Origin of the sequence: Streptococcus suis YS56 (assembly GCF_000440115.1) — a bacterium.
Classification (GTDB): domain Bacteria; phylum Bacillota; class Bacilli; order Lactobacillales; family Streptococcaceae; genus Streptococcus; species Streptococcus suis_L.
This window is the reverse complement of sequence record NZ_ALMY01000079.1, coordinates 12,498-28,205: the sequence shown is the minus strand read 5'-3', so window position 1 is coordinate 28,205 and position 15,708 is coordinate 12,498. Positions and strand designations below refer to the sequence as shown.

The 15,708-nt window shown below is 37.3% G+C and carries 19 protein-coding genes and 1 pseudogene; 12 read left to right on the top strand and 8 right to left on the bottom strand.

From position 1 onward, the window contains the following. Window positions 1-209: pseudogene (locus tag SST62_RS01000000111730) on the bottom strand (transposase); the annotation flags it as partial. Window positions 210-478: 269 nt separating this feature from the next. Here SST62_RS01000000111730 and SST62_RS0109720 point away from each other — a divergent pair. Further along, window positions 479-667: a DUF3272 family protein gene (locus SST62_RS0109720; RefSeq protein ID WP_029187202.1), complete on the top strand. Its 189-nt coding sequence runs from the start codon at window positions 479-481 to the stop codon at window positions 665-667. Here SST62_RS0109720 and birA read toward each other — a convergent pair. The 5 genes from birA to SST62_RS0109695 all read right to left on the bottom strand — a co-directional run bounded on the left by birA (window position 633) and on the right by SST62_RS0109695 (window position 6,346). After that, window positions 633-1,589, bottom strand: coding sequence for a bifunctional biotin--[acetyl-CoA-carboxylase] ligase/biotin operon repressor BirA (birA, locus tag SST62_RS0109715; RefSeq protein ID WP_029187201.1), 957 nt, complete (start codon window positions 1,587-1,589; stop codon window positions 633-635). The two genes, SST62_RS0109720 and birA, sit on opposite strands and share 35 nt — an antisense overlap. 114 nt (window positions 1,590-1,703) lie before the next feature. Continuing rightward, window positions 1,704-2,531, bottom strand: coding sequence for a hypothetical protein (locus SST62_RS0109710; protein ID WP_029187200.1), 828 nt, complete (start codon window positions 2,529-2,531; stop codon window positions 1,704-1,706). After that, window positions 2,528-2,968: a hypothetical protein gene (locus SST62_RS0109705; RefSeq protein WP_029187199.1), complete on the bottom strand. Its 441-nt coding sequence runs from the start codon at window positions 2,966-2,968 to the stop codon at window positions 2,528-2,530. The genes SST62_RS0109710 and SST62_RS0109705 overlap by 4 nt, the downstream gene beginning before the upstream one ends. A 103-nt stretch (window positions 2,969-3,071) precedes the next feature. Beyond that, on the bottom strand, window positions 3,072-5,297 hold the full coding sequence (locus SST62_RS0109700) for a S8 family peptidase (protein WP_029187198.1): 2,226 nt from the start codon (window positions 5,295-5,297) through the stop codon (window positions 3,072-3,074). 5 nt (window positions 5,298-5,302) lie between these two features. Further along, window positions 5,303-6,346: an ATP-binding protein gene (locus SST62_RS0109695; protein ID WP_029187197.1), complete on the bottom strand. Its 1,044-nt coding sequence runs from the start codon at window positions 6,344-6,346 to the stop codon at window positions 5,303-5,305. A 167-nt stretch (window positions 6,347-6,513) separates the two neighbouring features. Here SST62_RS0109695 and SST62_RS0109690 point away from each other — a divergent pair, with 167 nt between their 5' ends. The 5 genes from SST62_RS0109690 (at window position 6,514) to SST62_RS0109670 (ending at window position 10,265) form a co-directional block, all read left to right on the top strand. Then, window positions 6,514-7,191: a recombinase family protein gene (locus SST62_RS0109690; protein ID WP_029187196.1), complete on the top strand. Its 678-nt coding sequence runs from the start codon at window positions 6,514-6,516 to the stop codon at window positions 7,189-7,191. A 208-nt stretch (window positions 7,192-7,399) separates the two neighbouring features. Beyond that, complete coding sequence (locus SST62_RS0109685; protein WP_029187195.1) at window positions 7,400-7,897, top strand: hypothetical protein; 498 nt, start codon at window positions 7,400-7,402, stop codon at window positions 7,895-7,897. Window positions 7,898-7,917: 20 nt separating this feature from the next. Beyond that, window positions 7,918-8,088 carry a hypothetical protein gene (locus SST62_RS1000000112700; RefSeq protein ID WP_153309616.1) on the top strand — a complete coding sequence of 57 codons (171 nt, stop codon included), beginning with the start codon at window positions 7,918-7,920 and terminating at the stop codon, window positions 8,086-8,088. Window positions 8,089-8,156: 68 nt separating this feature from the next. Continuing rightward, window positions 8,157-9,311, top strand: a complete 1,155-nt coding sequence (locus SST62_RS0109675; protein WP_029187194.1) for a hypothetical protein — start codon at window positions 8,157-8,159, stop codon at window positions 9,309-9,311. 585 nt (window positions 9,312-9,896) lie between these two features. Continuing rightward, window positions 9,897-10,265, top strand: coding sequence for a hypothetical protein (locus tag SST62_RS0109670; protein WP_029187193.1), 369 nt, complete (start codon window positions 9,897-9,899; stop codon window positions 10,263-10,265). A gap of 153 nt (window positions 10,266-10,418) precedes the next feature. Here the strand turns inward: SST62_RS0109670 and SST62_RS01000000111725 are convergent, their stop codons facing one another. Next, window positions 10,419-10,754, bottom strand: a complete 336-nt coding sequence (locus tag SST62_RS01000000111725) for a hypothetical protein (protein ID WP_029187192.1) — start codon at window positions 10,752-10,754, stop codon at window positions 10,419-10,421. A 141-nt stretch (window positions 10,755-10,895) separates the two neighbouring features. Continuing rightward, on the bottom strand, window positions 10,896-11,609 hold the full coding sequence (locus SST62_RS0109660) for a hypothetical protein (protein ID WP_153309615.1): 714 nt from the start codon (window positions 11,607-11,609) through the stop codon (window positions 10,896-10,898). A 377-nt stretch (window positions 11,610-11,986) separates the two neighbouring features. On the opposite strand from SST62_RS0109660, the gene SST62_RS0109655 reads away from it, so the two are divergent. The 6 genes from SST62_RS0109655 (at window position 11,987) to SST62_RS1000000112940 (ending at window position 15,584) form a co-directional block, all read left to right on the top strand. After that, window positions 11,987-12,253: a hypothetical protein gene (locus SST62_RS0109655; protein WP_029187190.1), complete on the top strand. Its 267-nt coding sequence runs from the start codon at window positions 11,987-11,989 to the stop codon at window positions 12,251-12,253. A 9-nt stretch (window positions 12,254-12,262) separates the two neighbouring features. After that, on the top strand, window positions 12,263-12,502 hold the full coding sequence (locus tag SST62_RS0109650; protein WP_029187189.1) for a hypothetical protein: 240 nt from the start codon (window positions 12,263-12,265) through the stop codon (window positions 12,500-12,502). 171 nt (window positions 12,503-12,673) lie between these two features. Continuing rightward, entirely contained in the window at window positions 12,674-13,288 is a 615-nt protein-coding gene (locus SST62_RS0109645) for an MT-A70 family methyltransferase (RefSeq protein WP_029187188.1), read from the top strand. Further along, the gene (locus tag SST62_RS1000000112695) at window positions 13,285-13,455 is read left to right on the top strand and encodes a hypothetical protein (protein WP_153309614.1); all 171 of its coding nucleotides are present in this window, start codon (window positions 13,285-13,287) and stop codon (window positions 13,453-13,455) included. Before SST62_RS0109645 ends, SST62_RS1000000112695 begins: the two co-directional genes overlap by 4 nt. A 1-nt stretch (window position 13,456) precedes the next feature. Continuing rightward, complete coding sequence (locus SST62_RS01000000111720; protein WP_228376864.1) at window positions 13,457-15,115, top strand: type IV secretory system conjugative DNA transfer family protein; 1,659 nt, start codon at window positions 13,457-13,459, stop codon at window positions 15,113-15,115. Next, a complete protein-coding gene (locus tag SST62_RS1000000112940; protein ID WP_228376863.1) occupies window positions 15,039-15,584 on the top strand; it encodes a TraM recognition domain-containing protein in 546 nt (181 codons plus the stop codon). Before SST62_RS01000000111720 ends, SST62_RS1000000112940 begins: the two co-directional genes overlap by 77 nt. Window positions 15,585-15,708: the final 124 nt, after the last annotated feature.

The window sequence follows — 15,708 nt, the reverse complement described above, 5'->3', positions numbered from 1 at the left end:
TCTTGTTTATCTTCTTTATCGAGTTCGGTTAACTCTTTAGCCCGCAATTTTGCCCATTCCATAGGTTCCATTTCGGGATGTAGCTGTTGAAGAGTTTCATGATTGCCGAGATTTTCGACAATGGTAGAAGTTCTTTTATTTCCAACTTTAATATCTTTGATAATGGCATAATTGATTGTATTTTTAGATACTGATTTTTTAACTCTCATAGATTCGCACCTCACTCTATTATACCACAGTACGAAAAAGTACGCAATTAATATATACGAAAATTTGACAAAAAAATAGCATCACATCAACGTTTGTGGCACTTTTGTGTCATTCAAACTGTCAAACTCCCGAGTCAATCCTAAATATTTTTCATAATCTCCTTAAGAAAGCACCGACTGAGTTGGTGTTTTCTTGTTTAACTAGCATACATAGAAAGAAGGGATATAAAAAATCAGCCAGTCGACTGATTTTTTGGTATAATTTATCTATGAAAATGTCACAATTTCTTCTCTTGTCTCTTTCGACAATTATCGCTATTTATTTTATGAATACTTCCATTCTTTCTAAGGATTTTTTGCTTGCAGGTATTTTTGCCTTTATCGCCTTTCGCAATCTTCACTTTGCCTACAAGGTGACTAAATTTATTCGTTTGGTGGAGAAGCAGTCCAAGAAGTAAGACTGATTTCTCCGCTGGAGATGATTTTTGCCTTGCCGTTATCCAGTTGGATAACTAGATTGCCTGTATCGGTGACTGCGATGGCTGTTCCCTTAAATTCAACCTGATTTTCTACAAAGCTCACTTGTTGGCCAACAACAAGTGATTTTTCTTTATAGAGAGCAATCAATTCATGTTCGTCGGTTTCGAAGAATGCTTTCCAAATGGCTGTAATCAACTGGTTGCGGGTAAAAGGAGGCTGATCGTCGAAGAGATTGCCAGCTGTCTGACGGAGTTCTTTTGGAAAGTCATCGATATGGACATTGATACCCACTCCGATAATGACATCGGTCACTCGTTGGTTTTCCATGGAAGAAATGGCTTCGGTCAGGATGCCAGCAACTTTCTTCTGCCCCAGATAAATATCATTGACCCACTTGATTTGAACATCTAGGTCACAGAGGGACTGAATGGCCTTGACCACAGCGGCAGCGGCCAGAATGGTATAGGGTTTAAATTCAAGGAAGGGGACATTGGGAGAAAGGCGGAGAGACATATAAATACCACCTGAACGCGAGGCGTAGAAGGGTCTGCCAAAGCGGCCCTTGGCTTTATTCTGATAGGGAGCTAGATAGAGGGCAGGACTAGTATGACCTGCTTCAATACCTTGCTTGGCATCTAATTGGGTTGAATCACTATCGGCATTGAGGTGGACAGGGAGTTGGAGCTCCTGTGAAATCAAATCTGGCAGTAGCAAATCCCCCTCGGTCAATTTGTAGCCACGATTGCGGGCCGCCTCGATCGTTAGACCATGTGCTTCCAACTGACGAATGGCTTTCCAAATGGAAGTCCGAGAAATCCCCAATTCCTGGGCCAAATCCTCGCCACTGATGTAGTCGTCTTTTTCTTTTAATAGTAAATAAATCTTCTGGTAGGTTTTCATGTCTTCATTATAGCACAGTCCAGACAGCAGTCCAAATCACCGCAAATCCTATAACCACAAAAATCACGGAATAGCCTGTGATTTTTATATATCCCACAACAAGAGATGGTAGTGCTAAAAAAATAATGTAGATAATTTATCACCCAACTCCATTAATTGTAATGCGACAGGTATTCCTGCTGGGATTTTAGAGAGAAAACTTTGAATTGAAGACCACGCTTTCTTAAGCTTTATTTTCTTGGGTTTATCGGAAACGACTTGCGATTGAATTGTTTCAATATCATCAATAATCATTTCCTTGTCATCTTCAGACAACATATTTAATCCAGTTAAGTCTTTTAAAATATTTGAACAGAGATTTTTTAAAGTTTCAATATCCGTCGTAGAGATATTATTTATTGATGATATAGTTCCAGTTCCCACTGCTGAAGCTGTTCCGTAATTATTTTCAATATTTTGTGTAATTTGAGACATGGCTTGATTTACTCCGGTTAATTCTATTATTTTTTGAGATAACTGATCGTTGATATAGTCAACTAAGGGTTTGAATGCTTTCTTCAAAAACTCTCGTATTTTATCATTAAATTTTTTAGAAGAAGTTAAAAGAAATGCACAAGATAATCCTGCTAAATCAACGTCATCTTCTATAATTTTATTCAAATAATCATAGCAAAGTTTTAAATGTTTCGATTCATCTATGGGAATACTGAAATTGCTCCATCCTGAATTATTATCTTCCGATACGAGCTTTTCATTAAAGTCTTTCGGTAAATCAGTCCATAGGTCTTCTAAAATTTGACGTATAATATCGTTCTTGTCAATAAATTCTTTAAATCTGATGAGATATAGTAAGCCATCATTATACTTTGTATTCAACATATTTGATGAATTTCTTCTGAAATCTAAACTGATTTTCCTATATTTTTGTAATTCTTCCATCATAAATCACCTCCACAGTAAGCACAGAAAACTTTTGAAGCTCCTGCACTGAATAAAACTTTTTCATGTTTTTTGCACATTTCACAAGTAAATACTTCCTCAACGGAGTCTATTTCAGATGGTTTAGCAATGGAGTTATGCTTTATCTTCTTGAAGTCAACCTTAAAATTTTTTGAACTTTTGATTGAACCAAAACTCTTATTTATAGTGTTAATCATCCATTCTTCGGCGAGATTTTGAATATAGGCTAATACTTCTTTTGAATAGAACTTATCAGCATTATCAACTAATCCGCAATACGGACAAAATAGTTCCTCGAGTTCAAAATCTCCATCTTGCACCTCGGAAGCCAATAGCTTAAATTGCTCTTCGCAAAATGGACACTCATAAGTAAAATAGCCGTCTGAATCGGCTTCAAATTCAATTGTAAAGTTTTCCATTCATTATCCACACTTTCTTAATAATTTCTAATTTAATTTCTAACCGATTCAAGCAAAAATACTACAATATTTACCAAATATAAAGGAACACTTTTGACGCTCGTTACTCATCAAAACTAATTTCTTCTTCAGCAATACTGTGAACTTGAATCAGTTCTTCCACATCGATTCTTTGCACTAACCAGCCACGCATTGAGCATTGGTTTATAAAGTCATTAATCCTGTTTATACCGTTGATTTCTTTAAGAGTGACAACAATTCCAAATTTTAGCCCTTCTCCGTCTCCAGTATTTAATCTCTCCTTAGTCTTGAGACTGAATCCCCATAAGCCATTATCATAAGCTTTCTTCGCACGTCCACGCGGTTTAACATATTCTATAATTGATTTTACATTATCCCATTTTCTGTATTGTTCCCGTGCATCTTCTTCGTGGAGTGCTACATTATCACTTTGCTTATTGTCATTTATTGTTTTAATACCTTTACCATTAGGCAACATTCTTCCGAAATAAATATCTAATTCTGTGTTAGTATAATCAACTCCCTGATTTCTGGAACATTTTGGGAAATAACAGAGTGTCGCTTTAGCAACAAAAGGATGTTGTCCATTTACAATAGGAACTGGTAACTGGTGGTTATATGTATCATACTTGAGAGATTCCCCAGACAAAATGAATTTTATCTCATCATCTTTTGCGTTTATTACTTCATTAATATCTTTAGGAACAACACCGTAACCTATAACATTTGAAGATGCCATATTTTGACTCCAAGATATAGCTGAATCAATCACTAGTGCTTTAGCAACTTCCCTGCTTAATCCCACTTTATGGATGAGGTATGCAATTTTCCTCGTAATCCAAGGCGCTGCAAATGAAGTTCCCTTAACAAAACCTTCTCCTAGAGGGAAACAGACCCTAATTCTATCTCTACCATCTCCACCATAATAACTAACATCTGGTTTATTAAAGAAAGATAGAACTTTACCTATTCTGGAATATGAAGCGGGCATATTATCCCTATTTACTGCGTTAACGATAAGTGAATTTATTGAGTCTGCTGGTGCTCCAATTAACATCGGGCTATTCGAATCTGATGGTTTATTTGTTCCAGCAATAACAAATATAACATCATAATCATATTGAATTTTATCCAATATTGCCGCCTCAGGAGAGATAAAATCTTTATGAATTTCAAGTGCAGAACCAAGAGATAAATTCCAAACTTTAATTTCTCTATTTTCAGCAACTATCTCTTTTATGTGTTTCATAATAGTAAAGGAACTAAATTGTTTGCTTGTAGCAACACCAAAATGTTTGACTCTGAAACGACCACAATTATCATCAAGATCCGGATTAATTGAAGCCCCATCAACAATTATTGATGATACGCCCGTTCCATGCTCATAATCACTTGACATTTTTTCAATTTGACTATCAACTCTATCTTCATATTTTACCCATTTCGAAAAATAAACGCTCTCATCAAATAAAGTATCAATAACACCGATGATAGGCTCATTGGTAGGATCTGGAATGGACAATATTTGGCTCGAATTTGCCTCATCAAAATCCAGAATATCTAATTGAGATAAATCCACTGTCGCCATAGATATGAGATAAGGTGCCTTTTCCATTATTAAGGCAATCTCATCCGGAGTTAATAAAATGGTTGAATCATCTATTACTCTACCGATAGAAATATCTAATCCCAATCTACGAAGTAGTTCGGACGTTTGTAGTTCCGTTTTAAACACACTAACAATTGACCGTTGTCCTGAATCAATATTTGCCTCTGGAATAGTGAACTCTGCGATAGAGCTAACATCAACAATGACTTGTAAGAATGTTGTCTTCGATAACTTAGAACTTCCATATGGATACAACTTAGCATTTATTGCATCAACTACTTCTGTAGTAATATTGCCGGAAAATTCTTCATCAAGAATTTCTATCGCTAACTCTAATTTATTTATTGTTTCGACAATAGTATTGTTATCAACATAGTAAGTAATGGCATGCCGTATCTTGTCACCTTCTATATAACGAGCGCCAACAATTAGATCATTTGGAAAAGTACGACTATTCTTCTTTAATAGCTCTTTTGCTCGCCGACTCTTAGATACTATGTCTTTATAAACAATTGTTATAAAAGCTCCTTCAAAATAGGTAACAGTTCCCCAGTATTGTCTTAGTGACTCTAGCTGATTTCTTAACTCCACTAACTCATTAATCGTCACAACTTTATTGGATAAGAGTTTGGGTGCTCCTGGCTTACTACTACTCGATCGTTGCTCAAAACGCCCTTTCAATTGTAAAAGATCATTCATCTATATCAATCCTCCTTTAATTCTCTAGCTGTTTGACTTTTAGATATTCCTGTCAAAATTTCGATTTCTCTTACCGTAAAACCTAATTCTTTCAACTCTTTTAAGGTTGTGTTATCAATCGGTTTATAAAAAATTGAAAATAATCGTCGTAAATAGTCGAACTTATCTGTTAGGCTACTGAATGCGACTGCACTTTTCAAGTTATTCTTAAGCTCCCCAGGATATGGAATGGGGGAACAAAGCGCAACTATCTTTTTGAAAAGTCTCACATTTTTACCAGAATGCTTTGAATCGTTCAAAATAGTTGACATCATAGATTCCGCAATCACCAATAAATCTTCTTGACTATATCGATTAAAGTTAATAACTGCATCAAATCTTCGAATTAGAGCTTTATCAAAAGCGCTAAATAAATTAGTGGTTGCAATCAAAACAATTCCGTCTCGCAACGTATCCATCCCTTTTAATATTGCTGTCGTTGCACGCCCCATCTCCCTAAGGTCGTTATTATCTAGTCTGTTTAATGCAATAGCATCAATTTCATCGAACAAGATAAGTGTTTGTTCAGGGTGTGTAAAACTATTGATTTCTTTAAATAAATTAGCTATATTTTTTGCAGTTTGACCTAGTTTGCTATCAATAATAGTTTCAAAATCTACAACATATAGCTCTCTTTGCAACAAGCGAGCAATCTGCTTTACTGTTTCTGTTTTCCCTGTCCCAGGTGCACCTTCAAACAGAAATTTATCCACCCCAATATTTCGTCGCACGGCGTTCACCACTCCTATAACATCTGAAGATATAGCTTCTGGAAGTGGTAAAGGGTTGAAATTTGTCAACTGAATTTTTCTTAGTGATTCAAATTTTTCTTCACTTACTTGTGGAATAAATGTATTGTTTTCTGAAAGCATTGCTATAATATATTCTGCCAATTGGTGATCCCCCGCTTTGTCGAATGCTTTAGCTATCTCATAGGCTTCAGTTCTAAATCCAGAAGTGTTACCTTCTGTAAAATATCTAATAAGGTTTATCACTTGTTTTTTTTTCATCTGTCTATCCTCCTAAAAATATAATAACAATCTTTTGGGACAAAGTCAACATTATAGGGACAAAAACATCTTTTTAATGCACAAGAAATCTAAAGAATTATTACATAATTATAATTTTCTTCTAAAATAAAACCACCCTGCTACAATAGTAAAGCAAGGAGGAAAATGTGAAGAAAATCATCAAGCAATATCAAGAAAAAGGCTCTATCGTCATTGGCTACGCCCGTGTTAGCTCAACAGACAATCGTCAAGAACTAGGATTGGAAGTTCAAAAAGAAGCTCTTAACTTTTGCGACAAACTCTACATTGAAAAAGAATCGGGTGGCAATCAAGAGCGACCACTACTTCAAAAAGCTCTCAAGCTCGCCAAGGACTGTGCCGACAGTGGCATAGAAACCAGCTTTGTGGTCTATAAGCTAGACCGCCTAACCAGAAAAATGCTCCACCTGTCTGCTATCATCTCGGAGCTAACCAGCTACAACATTCGCCTTCAATCCATTCACGAACAAATCGAAACGGATTCGCTAACTGGCAAGTTCTTTTGCCTTATGCTAGGCTATGTGGCAGAGTGGGAGCTTCAAGCTATTTCAGAACGCACCAAGGACGGACTGCGTAAAGCCAAAGAACGCGGTGTGAAATTAGGTAATAAAGGCATATCAAAATCGAAAGAAAAGCAAATTATTATAAGTTATCTGGAAGAAGAAACAACTGTTCGCAAAATAGCCAACCAGCTGAATATTTCAACAGCCACCATCTATCAGGTCTTAAAACGAAATAATATCACATTTCGTAGTCAAAAAGCACATAATTCTTTGACAAAGAAAAAACAAATTGATAAACTGTAAGCGGATACATTTGTTTTAGCAGACGGTCGTTTGTTAAAACAATCAAAGTTATCAATAAAAAATATTAGAAATGCTGATTTGACGGGTTTTTGAAGCCTTGCCAAGTCGGCATTTTTTGATTTTTCATTGTTTTAGTTAACGACCGTTCACTAAAACACACTCAAACCCTATTGTAGCAGGGATTTTGAAGAAAAAATGGAGGGATTTTATGGAAAAGATAATAATTGCTTGTATAATAGGTATTTTTATCTATTATATCCGCAATTTCTTCATAGGGCAACGCCGAGATGAGCTACTCAATCAAGGAGCTATCGAATCGCGAGATAAATTATTTCTATCTCAAGAGCATTGCTTCTTTTCGAGCAAAATTAATTCTGTTCAAGAAATACTATCCGTATTGGATATGGGGAGTTTCAAGGATAACCATATCCAACTGCTAAACGTAACAGATGACGGTGATGCTGTTTTCAAAATAACGAATAATATCATTGTCAAGGAAAGCTATGTTCTCACTCTTTTAGCGTCTGAAATTATAAATGAAGAAAAAGCGTATGTGCTTGTTATCACCAACACATATAATTGTGATAAGAGTATTATAGAAAATCCTTACAATGTCTTATTGACTCAAGTCGAGCGAGCTATCAAAAAACTTGATAGCAATGCAACGGTTGAACGTCGCGTCATCCAATACCATACAACAAAATAAAATGATTTAGGAGATTAAAAATGAATGCAGAAACACTTTATGTAATCCTCGTTATCGGATTGATTATTGGTGCCTATATTTTGAAACATATTTTGATGAAGGGTGTATATCATTTAGAAGACTCATATAAAAATAAACGCAACCAAGCTAAACAAAATTCAACAAACAGTGATAAACGTGAGAAATTATAATTTCTTTGGAAAATTATATATTGAAGTTCTTCAATTTAAATAACACAATGTTAGTTAGAAAGGTAATTATGAAAAAGATTCAAAAAATACTCGCAAGCATCATTGCTTACTGTATATTACTTCTCACCCTGAATAGTAATACTGTTTTCGCAGAACCTACGCCACTATCACTTTACGAGGATAACAACATACGATTTGCACCACTAGCTACAGGACTGAATAGTGGATACGATCTCTACGGCATAATTGGAAATAGAGACCGTAAGTATGATGACGATGTTCGTGCGTTCAAGCTTGAAGGGGTTGTCGGATCTAATGTTAAAGATCTTGTCATTTATCTGAAACCAGGGGAGTCTTTTACAATTGATTCTCCTAACCTGCCTGGAAGAACTATAAATTCAGTCAAACACAATTCTGTTATAAAAAGAGAAGCTCCTTTTGGAGGTACGGTTGATGAATTTGGTACAGTAGAAGACCAAATCCCTTTACCCCTCACTATATCTTACGATGATTTAGTTGAGAGAGACCCTTTCAATGATGATGACCGAGCGGTGACCTATAATGATAGCTACACTTTCATAGGTGGAGAGGATGAAAGATTCCTAACAGTAGATGGCTTCTATTTATTAGACTATGATGGTTCAGAATTTGACCTTGACTCTGCCATAGGAGTATATGAAAGTTTCAGTTATGGATACGCTGGGGCTGCTCACAGCGTTCCCTTTAAAATGTATGTTCGAGAAGGCGAGCTTATCCCCCTACCTGAAAGTCTGTACGGGCAAACGCTTACAGGTATTGCGTTTGTCCGCGGTGGATACGGAGCACTGGAGGATGGAGGTGCAGAAGGAATCACGGATGTGTACTCTAATAGCATTGTATATAGCGATATTCACAATCAATATGATGACGCTATACTATTTATGCTTTATTCTGAAGGTTCATCAAACTTTGATTTATCATCTAACGGACAATCTTGGGAAGCTTTAGATTTTAACAAAGTTCCAGGTGTCCAAGAAAAATTAGACGAAATAGAAGCCGATAAAATTGCTTCCGAGACAGAGGAGTCGATTTCTGCTGAGGAATCTGAAGATACTCAATATATTGACGAAGAGCCAACCGAAACCAAATCAAATTCTGTCAACGGAAATGCAGTGGCTGTTGGAATTCTAATAACACTATCTATTATTGCTTTTGTGGTATTTTACAACAAAAGGAATAAATAACTAAAGTCCCGTATATATGGGACTTTTTGCTTCTCCTGGATAGTTGCTTTAACTTCTATACGAAGTTTATAAACCTAGTACTATACACTTGCCTGGAAATTTTTCTAGTTTTCTTATTCGCATCGCTATTCGCTTCGAGTGGGATTTAATTGGCGAAGCGTCCCCGTCTCCGAGGTGCTTCGTCAGGCGACTTATTATCTATTCTGGGTTATTTTAGGGCGGTCAAGATATTTTGCTACTACTGTATAGAGCCCCTATAGTCTTCAATAATAGACAGGCGAGATGAATCTGGAATACGAAGGCAAACTAACCATTACCATCCCCGAAATCAAACAAGCTCAATATGAATTTCCCATACTGTATCGAAAAATATATCTATCAATATTAAATGACTGTCCTTGATAATTAATCCTCCGTATCGCCATTTCCTGCCCGTATAACATCTGTTTTAGCGTTAAAATATTCATCAGACTCTGATTTTGAAATCCATTTTCAGATTGTAAATATTACATCGAAATAGACTGGACTTCCTTACTGGAGAGAGTTATCATTGTCCAGTAATAATAGATAACAGATAAGGAAATTATGAACGACTACAAAGCTAAACAAGAATTAATAGCGCTTGGAGAGGAAATACGCCAACATACACTTTGGGGCTTGATACCAGAAACGGCAAAGTGGGATTGTACCGAACTTGGAGCATATTTACCGGTCATAAGCTTGCCAGCGTTTATTTCTAGCCTAACCGTAAAAAATGGCGTTATGAGCTACGCTGTAACGAATTTCGAACAATTTACCAAACATACCGAAATCTACGAAATTAACGCCACACTTTGGGAATTTATGGTAAAACTTCAAGCGGTTATAGATAGTCAAACTGAAAAAGAATTTTGTCAAAACTTGCTTGAAGTTTTGCGGACGGAAGTTTATTTTGCAAAAGAATGGGATGAGTAATACGGAAACTCTAATATACGATAGACAATTTAGAAATTGGAGCTGTTTCAAAATTAGGTTATATATTGTCAGTCATAAAAAGCTAGAGATTTGAATTTTCTAATACCATAAATAAAAAGCCCGCAAGATTGCAGGCAAAAAGTACTACTTAGATCACAATTGATATGAATCTGGAGAAAGTAATAATGAGGCTCTAACTACAAAAGCAAAGTCTGGATTATCACTTAATAAATGCGTTTCTCTTCCAGCATCAAACAACTCACTCATGATTGACTTGTTTTTTTGAACCAAATCTTTAACTTTTTTATAGACCTCGATATTTTTATCAATCAATTTGGTTTGGTCTTCTTCAGAGAAGCCTGTTAATTGCTCTACAATATCGCTATCTGTTCCAAAAGCCAAAAGTCTACGTGCGACACTTTCCAATGAATACGGTTCATTCATTGTATCATTCCAAATGATTTGTTGTTCTGTTGTTAAATTAAGCATAAAAAACTCCTATAAATATTTTTTAATCTACCACTTGCTTGGTAGATTTTTAATTTTCTACCAAAACGCAAGGGATTAAATAATATCAAGGAGATATTAATTTACGAAAATTATTCAATTTTATAAATATATTTTAGCATATTATTCATTTTTTGTCAATGTGTCGAGTCTCTTTATATACGTCGTATTCGTTAATAACTCACCGTATTTTCTTACTTCGTCAGTAAAATCCTCTTCCCAAAGAAATTTCAATACTGAAAACAGATACTTATTGTTATCTAGCTGAGAAATATGTTTTTCGAGAAATAGCTGTTTGGCTTCTTGCGAGAATGACTTCTTAGTAATATAGGCTCTGATAACTTTTTCAATATAGACATTATTATCGAGTCGGAAAATCAACCTATCCGCAATATCTTCAACTAATTTATCATTGTCAAACTCAAGGTCAATAAGGTATTGAACGAGTCTAGAGATATGAACATTGTTTCCCATTTTCTCCAAGCAAAGATGCACTAAGTTTTCCTCTCTCATATCTAAGGCAACTAAGCAGAGTCGCTCTAGCTTAGCATTATTGTCCGTATTTATGATTTCTTTTTTCAACTTATCAATAGACAGTCTCTTGAAGTCACTTTTCATATTAGTCGTATTCTTCAAAACAAATACCAGTATTTCCTTTATAAAATTGTAATTCCTACTCTTATCGACAGCATCAATCAATTGAGTTCTATCTGACTTATGAATATTTCGAGAATGTTTAATGAGATCCTTTAGTTCAGTCTTTATAGCTAAAATATCTCCAGATAAATTAAATTCTGCAAACTCAGAGATTCCTATTGTACAATCTTTCATTGACATTATATCGATGTGACGACAAATTGATTTGGAAACCTCTCTTGAACACCTTAGAAAATATCCCATTGTCTCCTCTGATTGGTTGGCGCCGATATCTGGGGCTATTGCCATCAGCAAATCAAGGGCAAATCTACGCTAACCCCCACAATCTCTGTGTTTATGAAAATATAAGAAGTCTACTAAAACAGAAAAACACAAATAATGCATAACGTACCCTCGCTTTTGTTATTTTTGTTACATTTCGTGTTCTTGGTTATGGTTCAATTTTAGCATAAAATAAAGCTATAAGGAAGCGACCTTAAAAATATTGCAGTAACTCGAGTAATCTGCAATATGAGAGTATAAACAACTTTCGCATCATCATTTCAAGGAGACCTACTATGTCACATTTACCACAAAAATCTCAAACACCTCAAGTCTTACCAGCTTCTGCGTTTAGTCCACAGAAAATGGCAATCGCTCGTAACCTATCGCAAGATATGGCAATTGTTCAAGCCAACGAGCTTTTAGCTCAAGACATCTTGAATAAGGTCGCCAGCCTCTCGGAACTTGAGGCTCAGATTCTGGCTCACAATCCGCAAGCCCAACAACGGACTGACTTCGTCATTAAAGCATTCACTTACGTTTCTGCTCGTCGTTTCAAATAGGAGGCTCGTATGGACTGGAATTCAATTGCCCTTGTATTGCTTTCAGCTCTATGTATTCTGGGGCTTGCTCTCATTGCCTTAGTGGATGAAGAGGAAGAATCTCAAGAGTCTGAAACTTTCGATTTTTTCACCGAAGAAGAACTCGCTTTAACAGAATTTCTAGAAACTCGTCAAGCTATCAACGAGGATTTTCTGGTAGCTCAGAAGAAGCTATTAGAAAATCTCAATCACGAAAGGAGGAAATTTTAAGACAATCTGTTGTATTTCTCACAACACCGAACAAGTCAGGCGGATTTGTTCTGTCTGACCTCTGTTTTTAGATTTCGCATCGCTCTACAACCTTATCTCGCTTATGGTTTGAAAAAACTTTATTTTAAGGTAAAGTCAGAGCGTCTAACACAGACAGAAAGGATTTTCAAAATGACAAAATATCAAGACACAATTAACCAACATCCGCCTAAGAAGTTCAAGACCATCCTCGCCGACCCGCCTTGGGATGTGGCGCAAAAAGGCAAACTCGGTGCAATTCGACATTATAATTTAATGACGATTGAAGAAATCAAGAAAATGCCTGTTTCAAGCCTCGCCGAAGACGACGCTCACCTCTGGCTCTGGACATATCCAGCTGTCCTCGAACAATCTTTCGATGTCGTCCGTGCTTGGGGTTTCGAGCCGAAATCCATCTTCACTTGGGTAAAGCCTCGACTCGGCTTGGGCAATTACCTTCGAAACTGCACCGAACAAGTGATTTTTGCGACACGAGGCAAAGCTCCTATCAAATTCAAAGGACAAATGAACTGGGGGATGTTTCCAGTCCAAGACCATAGCCACAAACCTGAGGAACTTTATTCTATTATCGAACGCTGTTCAGAGGGCGACTACTTAGAACTCTTCGCTCGTCGTCCAGTGCCTTCAGACAAAAACTGGAGTGTTTGGGGCAATGAAATTGTGAGCGATGTCATTATTCCAAATTATCCAGTTCCTAAATACTCGAAAGATGTCCGAGATTTTCGAAAGGTAGGACAAGATGAATGAAAAAGCTAATAAGCTACATTGTCGGTTTCTGCCTTTTGGCAATACTGGTCAACTACTCTGTTCGCCTTCTAGTCGATATTTGGCTGGAGTTGGTGGTTGGCTCTATAATGTCTTTAGGCTTTTACGTCGCCATAAAACTCATCAAGCATCATCAGGATTGGAGGTAGTATGAAAAGATCAAAACATCTGTCGTGGCAAAGTATGGAATGGATGCGACCGTTCGAATTTAAAACCGTCTGTAATTTTACGACACAGCTCAATGGTTATTCTCGTCGCCAGCCCTTTATCTGGGAAATTCGCTTGGCATCAGAAAAAGCCAGCCATCTTATCGGAGCTAACTCAATAGACTTGCGATTCTTGAAAGAAATGATGACCTCACACAACCCTGTTCGTTTTGAAAAAACCAAGCGAGCAAAAGTGAACTCAGCATACAACATCATTCTATCAAAAAATCACTACGCCTTAAAAACCAAAGAAGTAGACAATCTGGTTCGGAGTTTCCTGTCGCAATCTGGCACTTTGAAAAGAAATGAAGAGATCGTTCTCCAATTGATTGTTGGTAAATCTTCGTCCCCAAAACCAATTCTCAAGGAACTTGGCAATCCAGACGCGACACTCTGGCAAAAACTAACAGGCAATATTCCACCGCTGTCATCAGACAGTAAGGCGCTAATGCGAGAAAAACTTCACCACAGTCAATTTCAGGTTTGTTTGCGATTAGGTATTCGAACAGACAATAAAGCACGAGAAGTTCAACTTCTGAAAAGTGTTCTGGCTTCACTTCGGATTTTGGAGAGAGCTGGAGCTAAATTTTCCGCCAAGCCAACTTCGAGCGAAAAACTAAACCACGGAAAAATTCCGTGGCACTTCCAGACAATTGTTTCAAGCATTAAACTCGCCAGCCTATTCTTACTGCCAGCTGGCGATGCTCAATATAGAGGCGTATCATCACTGTCGCCCAAAACTATTTTACCACCAATTGGCTTTTCACAAAATACCAAACGTCTCTTTGGATATAGTTTGGAGAAATCGCCGAGATTTATAGGTATTCCAGCACAAAATGGATTGTCGCATACTTGGCTTCTGGGAGGAACTGGGAGCGGAAAATCTACTGCCATGCTCAATTTATTCTTGGCGGACGCACGAGAAAACCGCTCCGCTGTGGTCATCGACCCCAAGGCAACATTGGTTTCAGATATTTTGGAACGACTGCCTAAAGAACGGGATGAGGACGTGGTCATTTTAGACCCTAGTCAAGCTGGACAGACCATTTCGATAAATCCTTTCGATTTGGTAAAATTCGGCGTTCCAGCAGAATTGGTTGCAGATATGCTTCTGGGTGTTTTTCAAGAAATATTTGAAGAATCTTGGGGTATTTACACGCAGGATATTCTCAGCCATAGTTTTCACACCTTGGCAAAAGTGGACGGCTCGACGCTCCTTGACCTACCAAAACTCTTAACCAACAAAGCCTTTCGGCACGACCTTTTGAAAACTATTTCAGACCCATTCTTACTGGATTTCTGGCAAGGTTACGACACCTTGAGTGATTCTGCTCGCCAAACCATGATTGCTCCAGTCCTTAACAAATTTCGGAGCGTCTTGCTTCGTCCAGCCTTGAGAGCGGTATTAGGACAATCTTCAGGAAAATTCTCACTGAAAGACATTTTCGACAAGCCAAGACTTCTTACTTGTTCCGCTAAACAAAGGCTTAATCGGTGCAGAAAATGCCAAATTCATCGGAGCGATTTTGTTGGGCTGTTTGTACCAGCTAACGCTCCTTCGAGCCAAAGAATCTGTTCGAAAACCTGTCTTCATCTACATTGACGAAGTGGCGGATTATCTCAAACTGCCAGTTCCTCTAGAAGATGCATTATCCATGTCTCGAAGTTTAGGTGTTGGTTATATTTTAGCCAATCAATTTTCAAAGCAATTACCGAAACAGCTTCGAGAGTCTGTTTACGCTAACTGCCATAACCAGATTATCTTTGGGCTTTCGATGAATGAAGCCAAGGAACTGGCTGGGCTTGTCCCTGAACTTTCCGCAGAGGATTTCTACAAACTGCCTCCGTTTCAGGTTTATACCAAAGTGCCAATCGTGAAAAATACCTTCAAATGGCTTTCTGCCAAAACCTTACCAGCACCACCTGCCTTTAGACATAAAGACGAGATTTATGGCGAGAGTTTCAAGCGATATGGTTCAACTTTCAACGAAGAAGCACCGACCAAAAACATCACAAAACCACTTTCTGGCATTGGACGAAAGAAAAAGGAGGTTTCAGATGAGGTTAACTAAACGAGATTATGAAGTTTTGAGCTTACTCAACCGTTGTCGCTACGCCACGACCAAGCAGTTAGTGGAACTGTATTTCAGAGAGAATAAACCTAAAACAGCCACGAGGCGAGCCAATCTCCTCACC

Coding starts and splice junctions, on each gene's coding strand:
- SST62_RS0109675 (WP_029187194.1), top strand. CDS start 8,157: ATGAAAAAGATTCAAAAAATACTCGCAAGCATCATTGCTTACTGTATA.
- SST62_RS1000000112700 (WP_153309616.1), top strand. CDS start 7,918: ATGAATGCAGAAACACTTTATGTAATCCTCGTTATCGGATTGATTATT.
- SST62_RS0109710 (WP_029187200.1), bottom strand. CDS start 2,531: ATGATGGAAGAATTACAAAAATATAGGAAAATCAGTTTAGATTTCAGA.
- SST62_RS0109670 (WP_029187193.1), top strand. CDS start 9,897: ATGAACGACTACAAAGCTAAACAAGAATTAATAGCGCTTGGAGAGGAA.
- SST62_RS0109700 (WP_029187198.1), bottom strand. CDS start 5,297: ATGAATGATCTTTTACAATTGAAAGGGCGTTTTGAGCAACGATCGAGT.
- SST62_RS0109695 (WP_029187197.1), bottom strand. CDS start 6,346: ATGAAAAAAAAACAAGTGATAAACCTTATTAGATATTTTACAGAAGGT.
- SST62_RS01000000111720 (WP_228376864.1), top strand. CDS start 13,457: ATGAAAAGATCAAAACATCTGTCGTGGCAAAGTATGGAATGGATGCGA.
- SST62_RS0109705 (WP_029187199.1), bottom strand. CDS start 2,968: ATGGAAAACTTTACAATTGAATTTGAAGCCGATTCAGACGGCTATTTT.
- SST62_RS0109650 (WP_029187189.1), top strand. CDS start 12,263: ATGGACTGGAATTCAATTGCCCTTGTATTGCTTTCAGCTCTATGTATT.
- SST62_RS0109645 (WP_029187188.1), top strand. CDS start 12,674: ATGACAAAATATCAAGACACAATTAACCAACATCCGCCTAAGAAGTTC.
- SST62_RS0109685 (WP_029187195.1), top strand. CDS start 7,400: ATGGAAAAGATAATAATTGCTTGTATAATAGGTATTTTTATCTATTAT.
- SST62_RS01000000111725 (WP_029187192.1), bottom strand. CDS start 10,754: ATGCTTAATTTAACAACAGAACAACAAATCATTTGGAATGATACAATG.
- birA (WP_029187201.1), bottom strand. CDS start 1,589: ATGAAAACCTACCAGAAGATTTATTTACTATTAAAAGAAAAAGACGAC.
- SST62_RS0109720 (WP_029187202.1), top strand. CDS start 479: ATGAAAATGTCACAATTTCTTCTCTTGTCTCTTTCGACAATTATCGCT.
- SST62_RS0109655 (WP_029187190.1), top strand. CDS start 11,987: ATGTCACATTTACCACAAAAATCTCAAACACCTCAAGTCTTACCAGCT.
- SST62_RS1000000112695 (WP_153309614.1), top strand. CDS start 13,285: ATGAAAAAGCTAATAAGCTACATTGTCGGTTTCTGCCTTTTGGCAATA.
- SST62_RS0109660 (WP_153309615.1), bottom strand. CDS start 11,609: ATGTCAATGAAAGATTGTACAATAGGAATCTCTGAGTTTGCAGAATTT.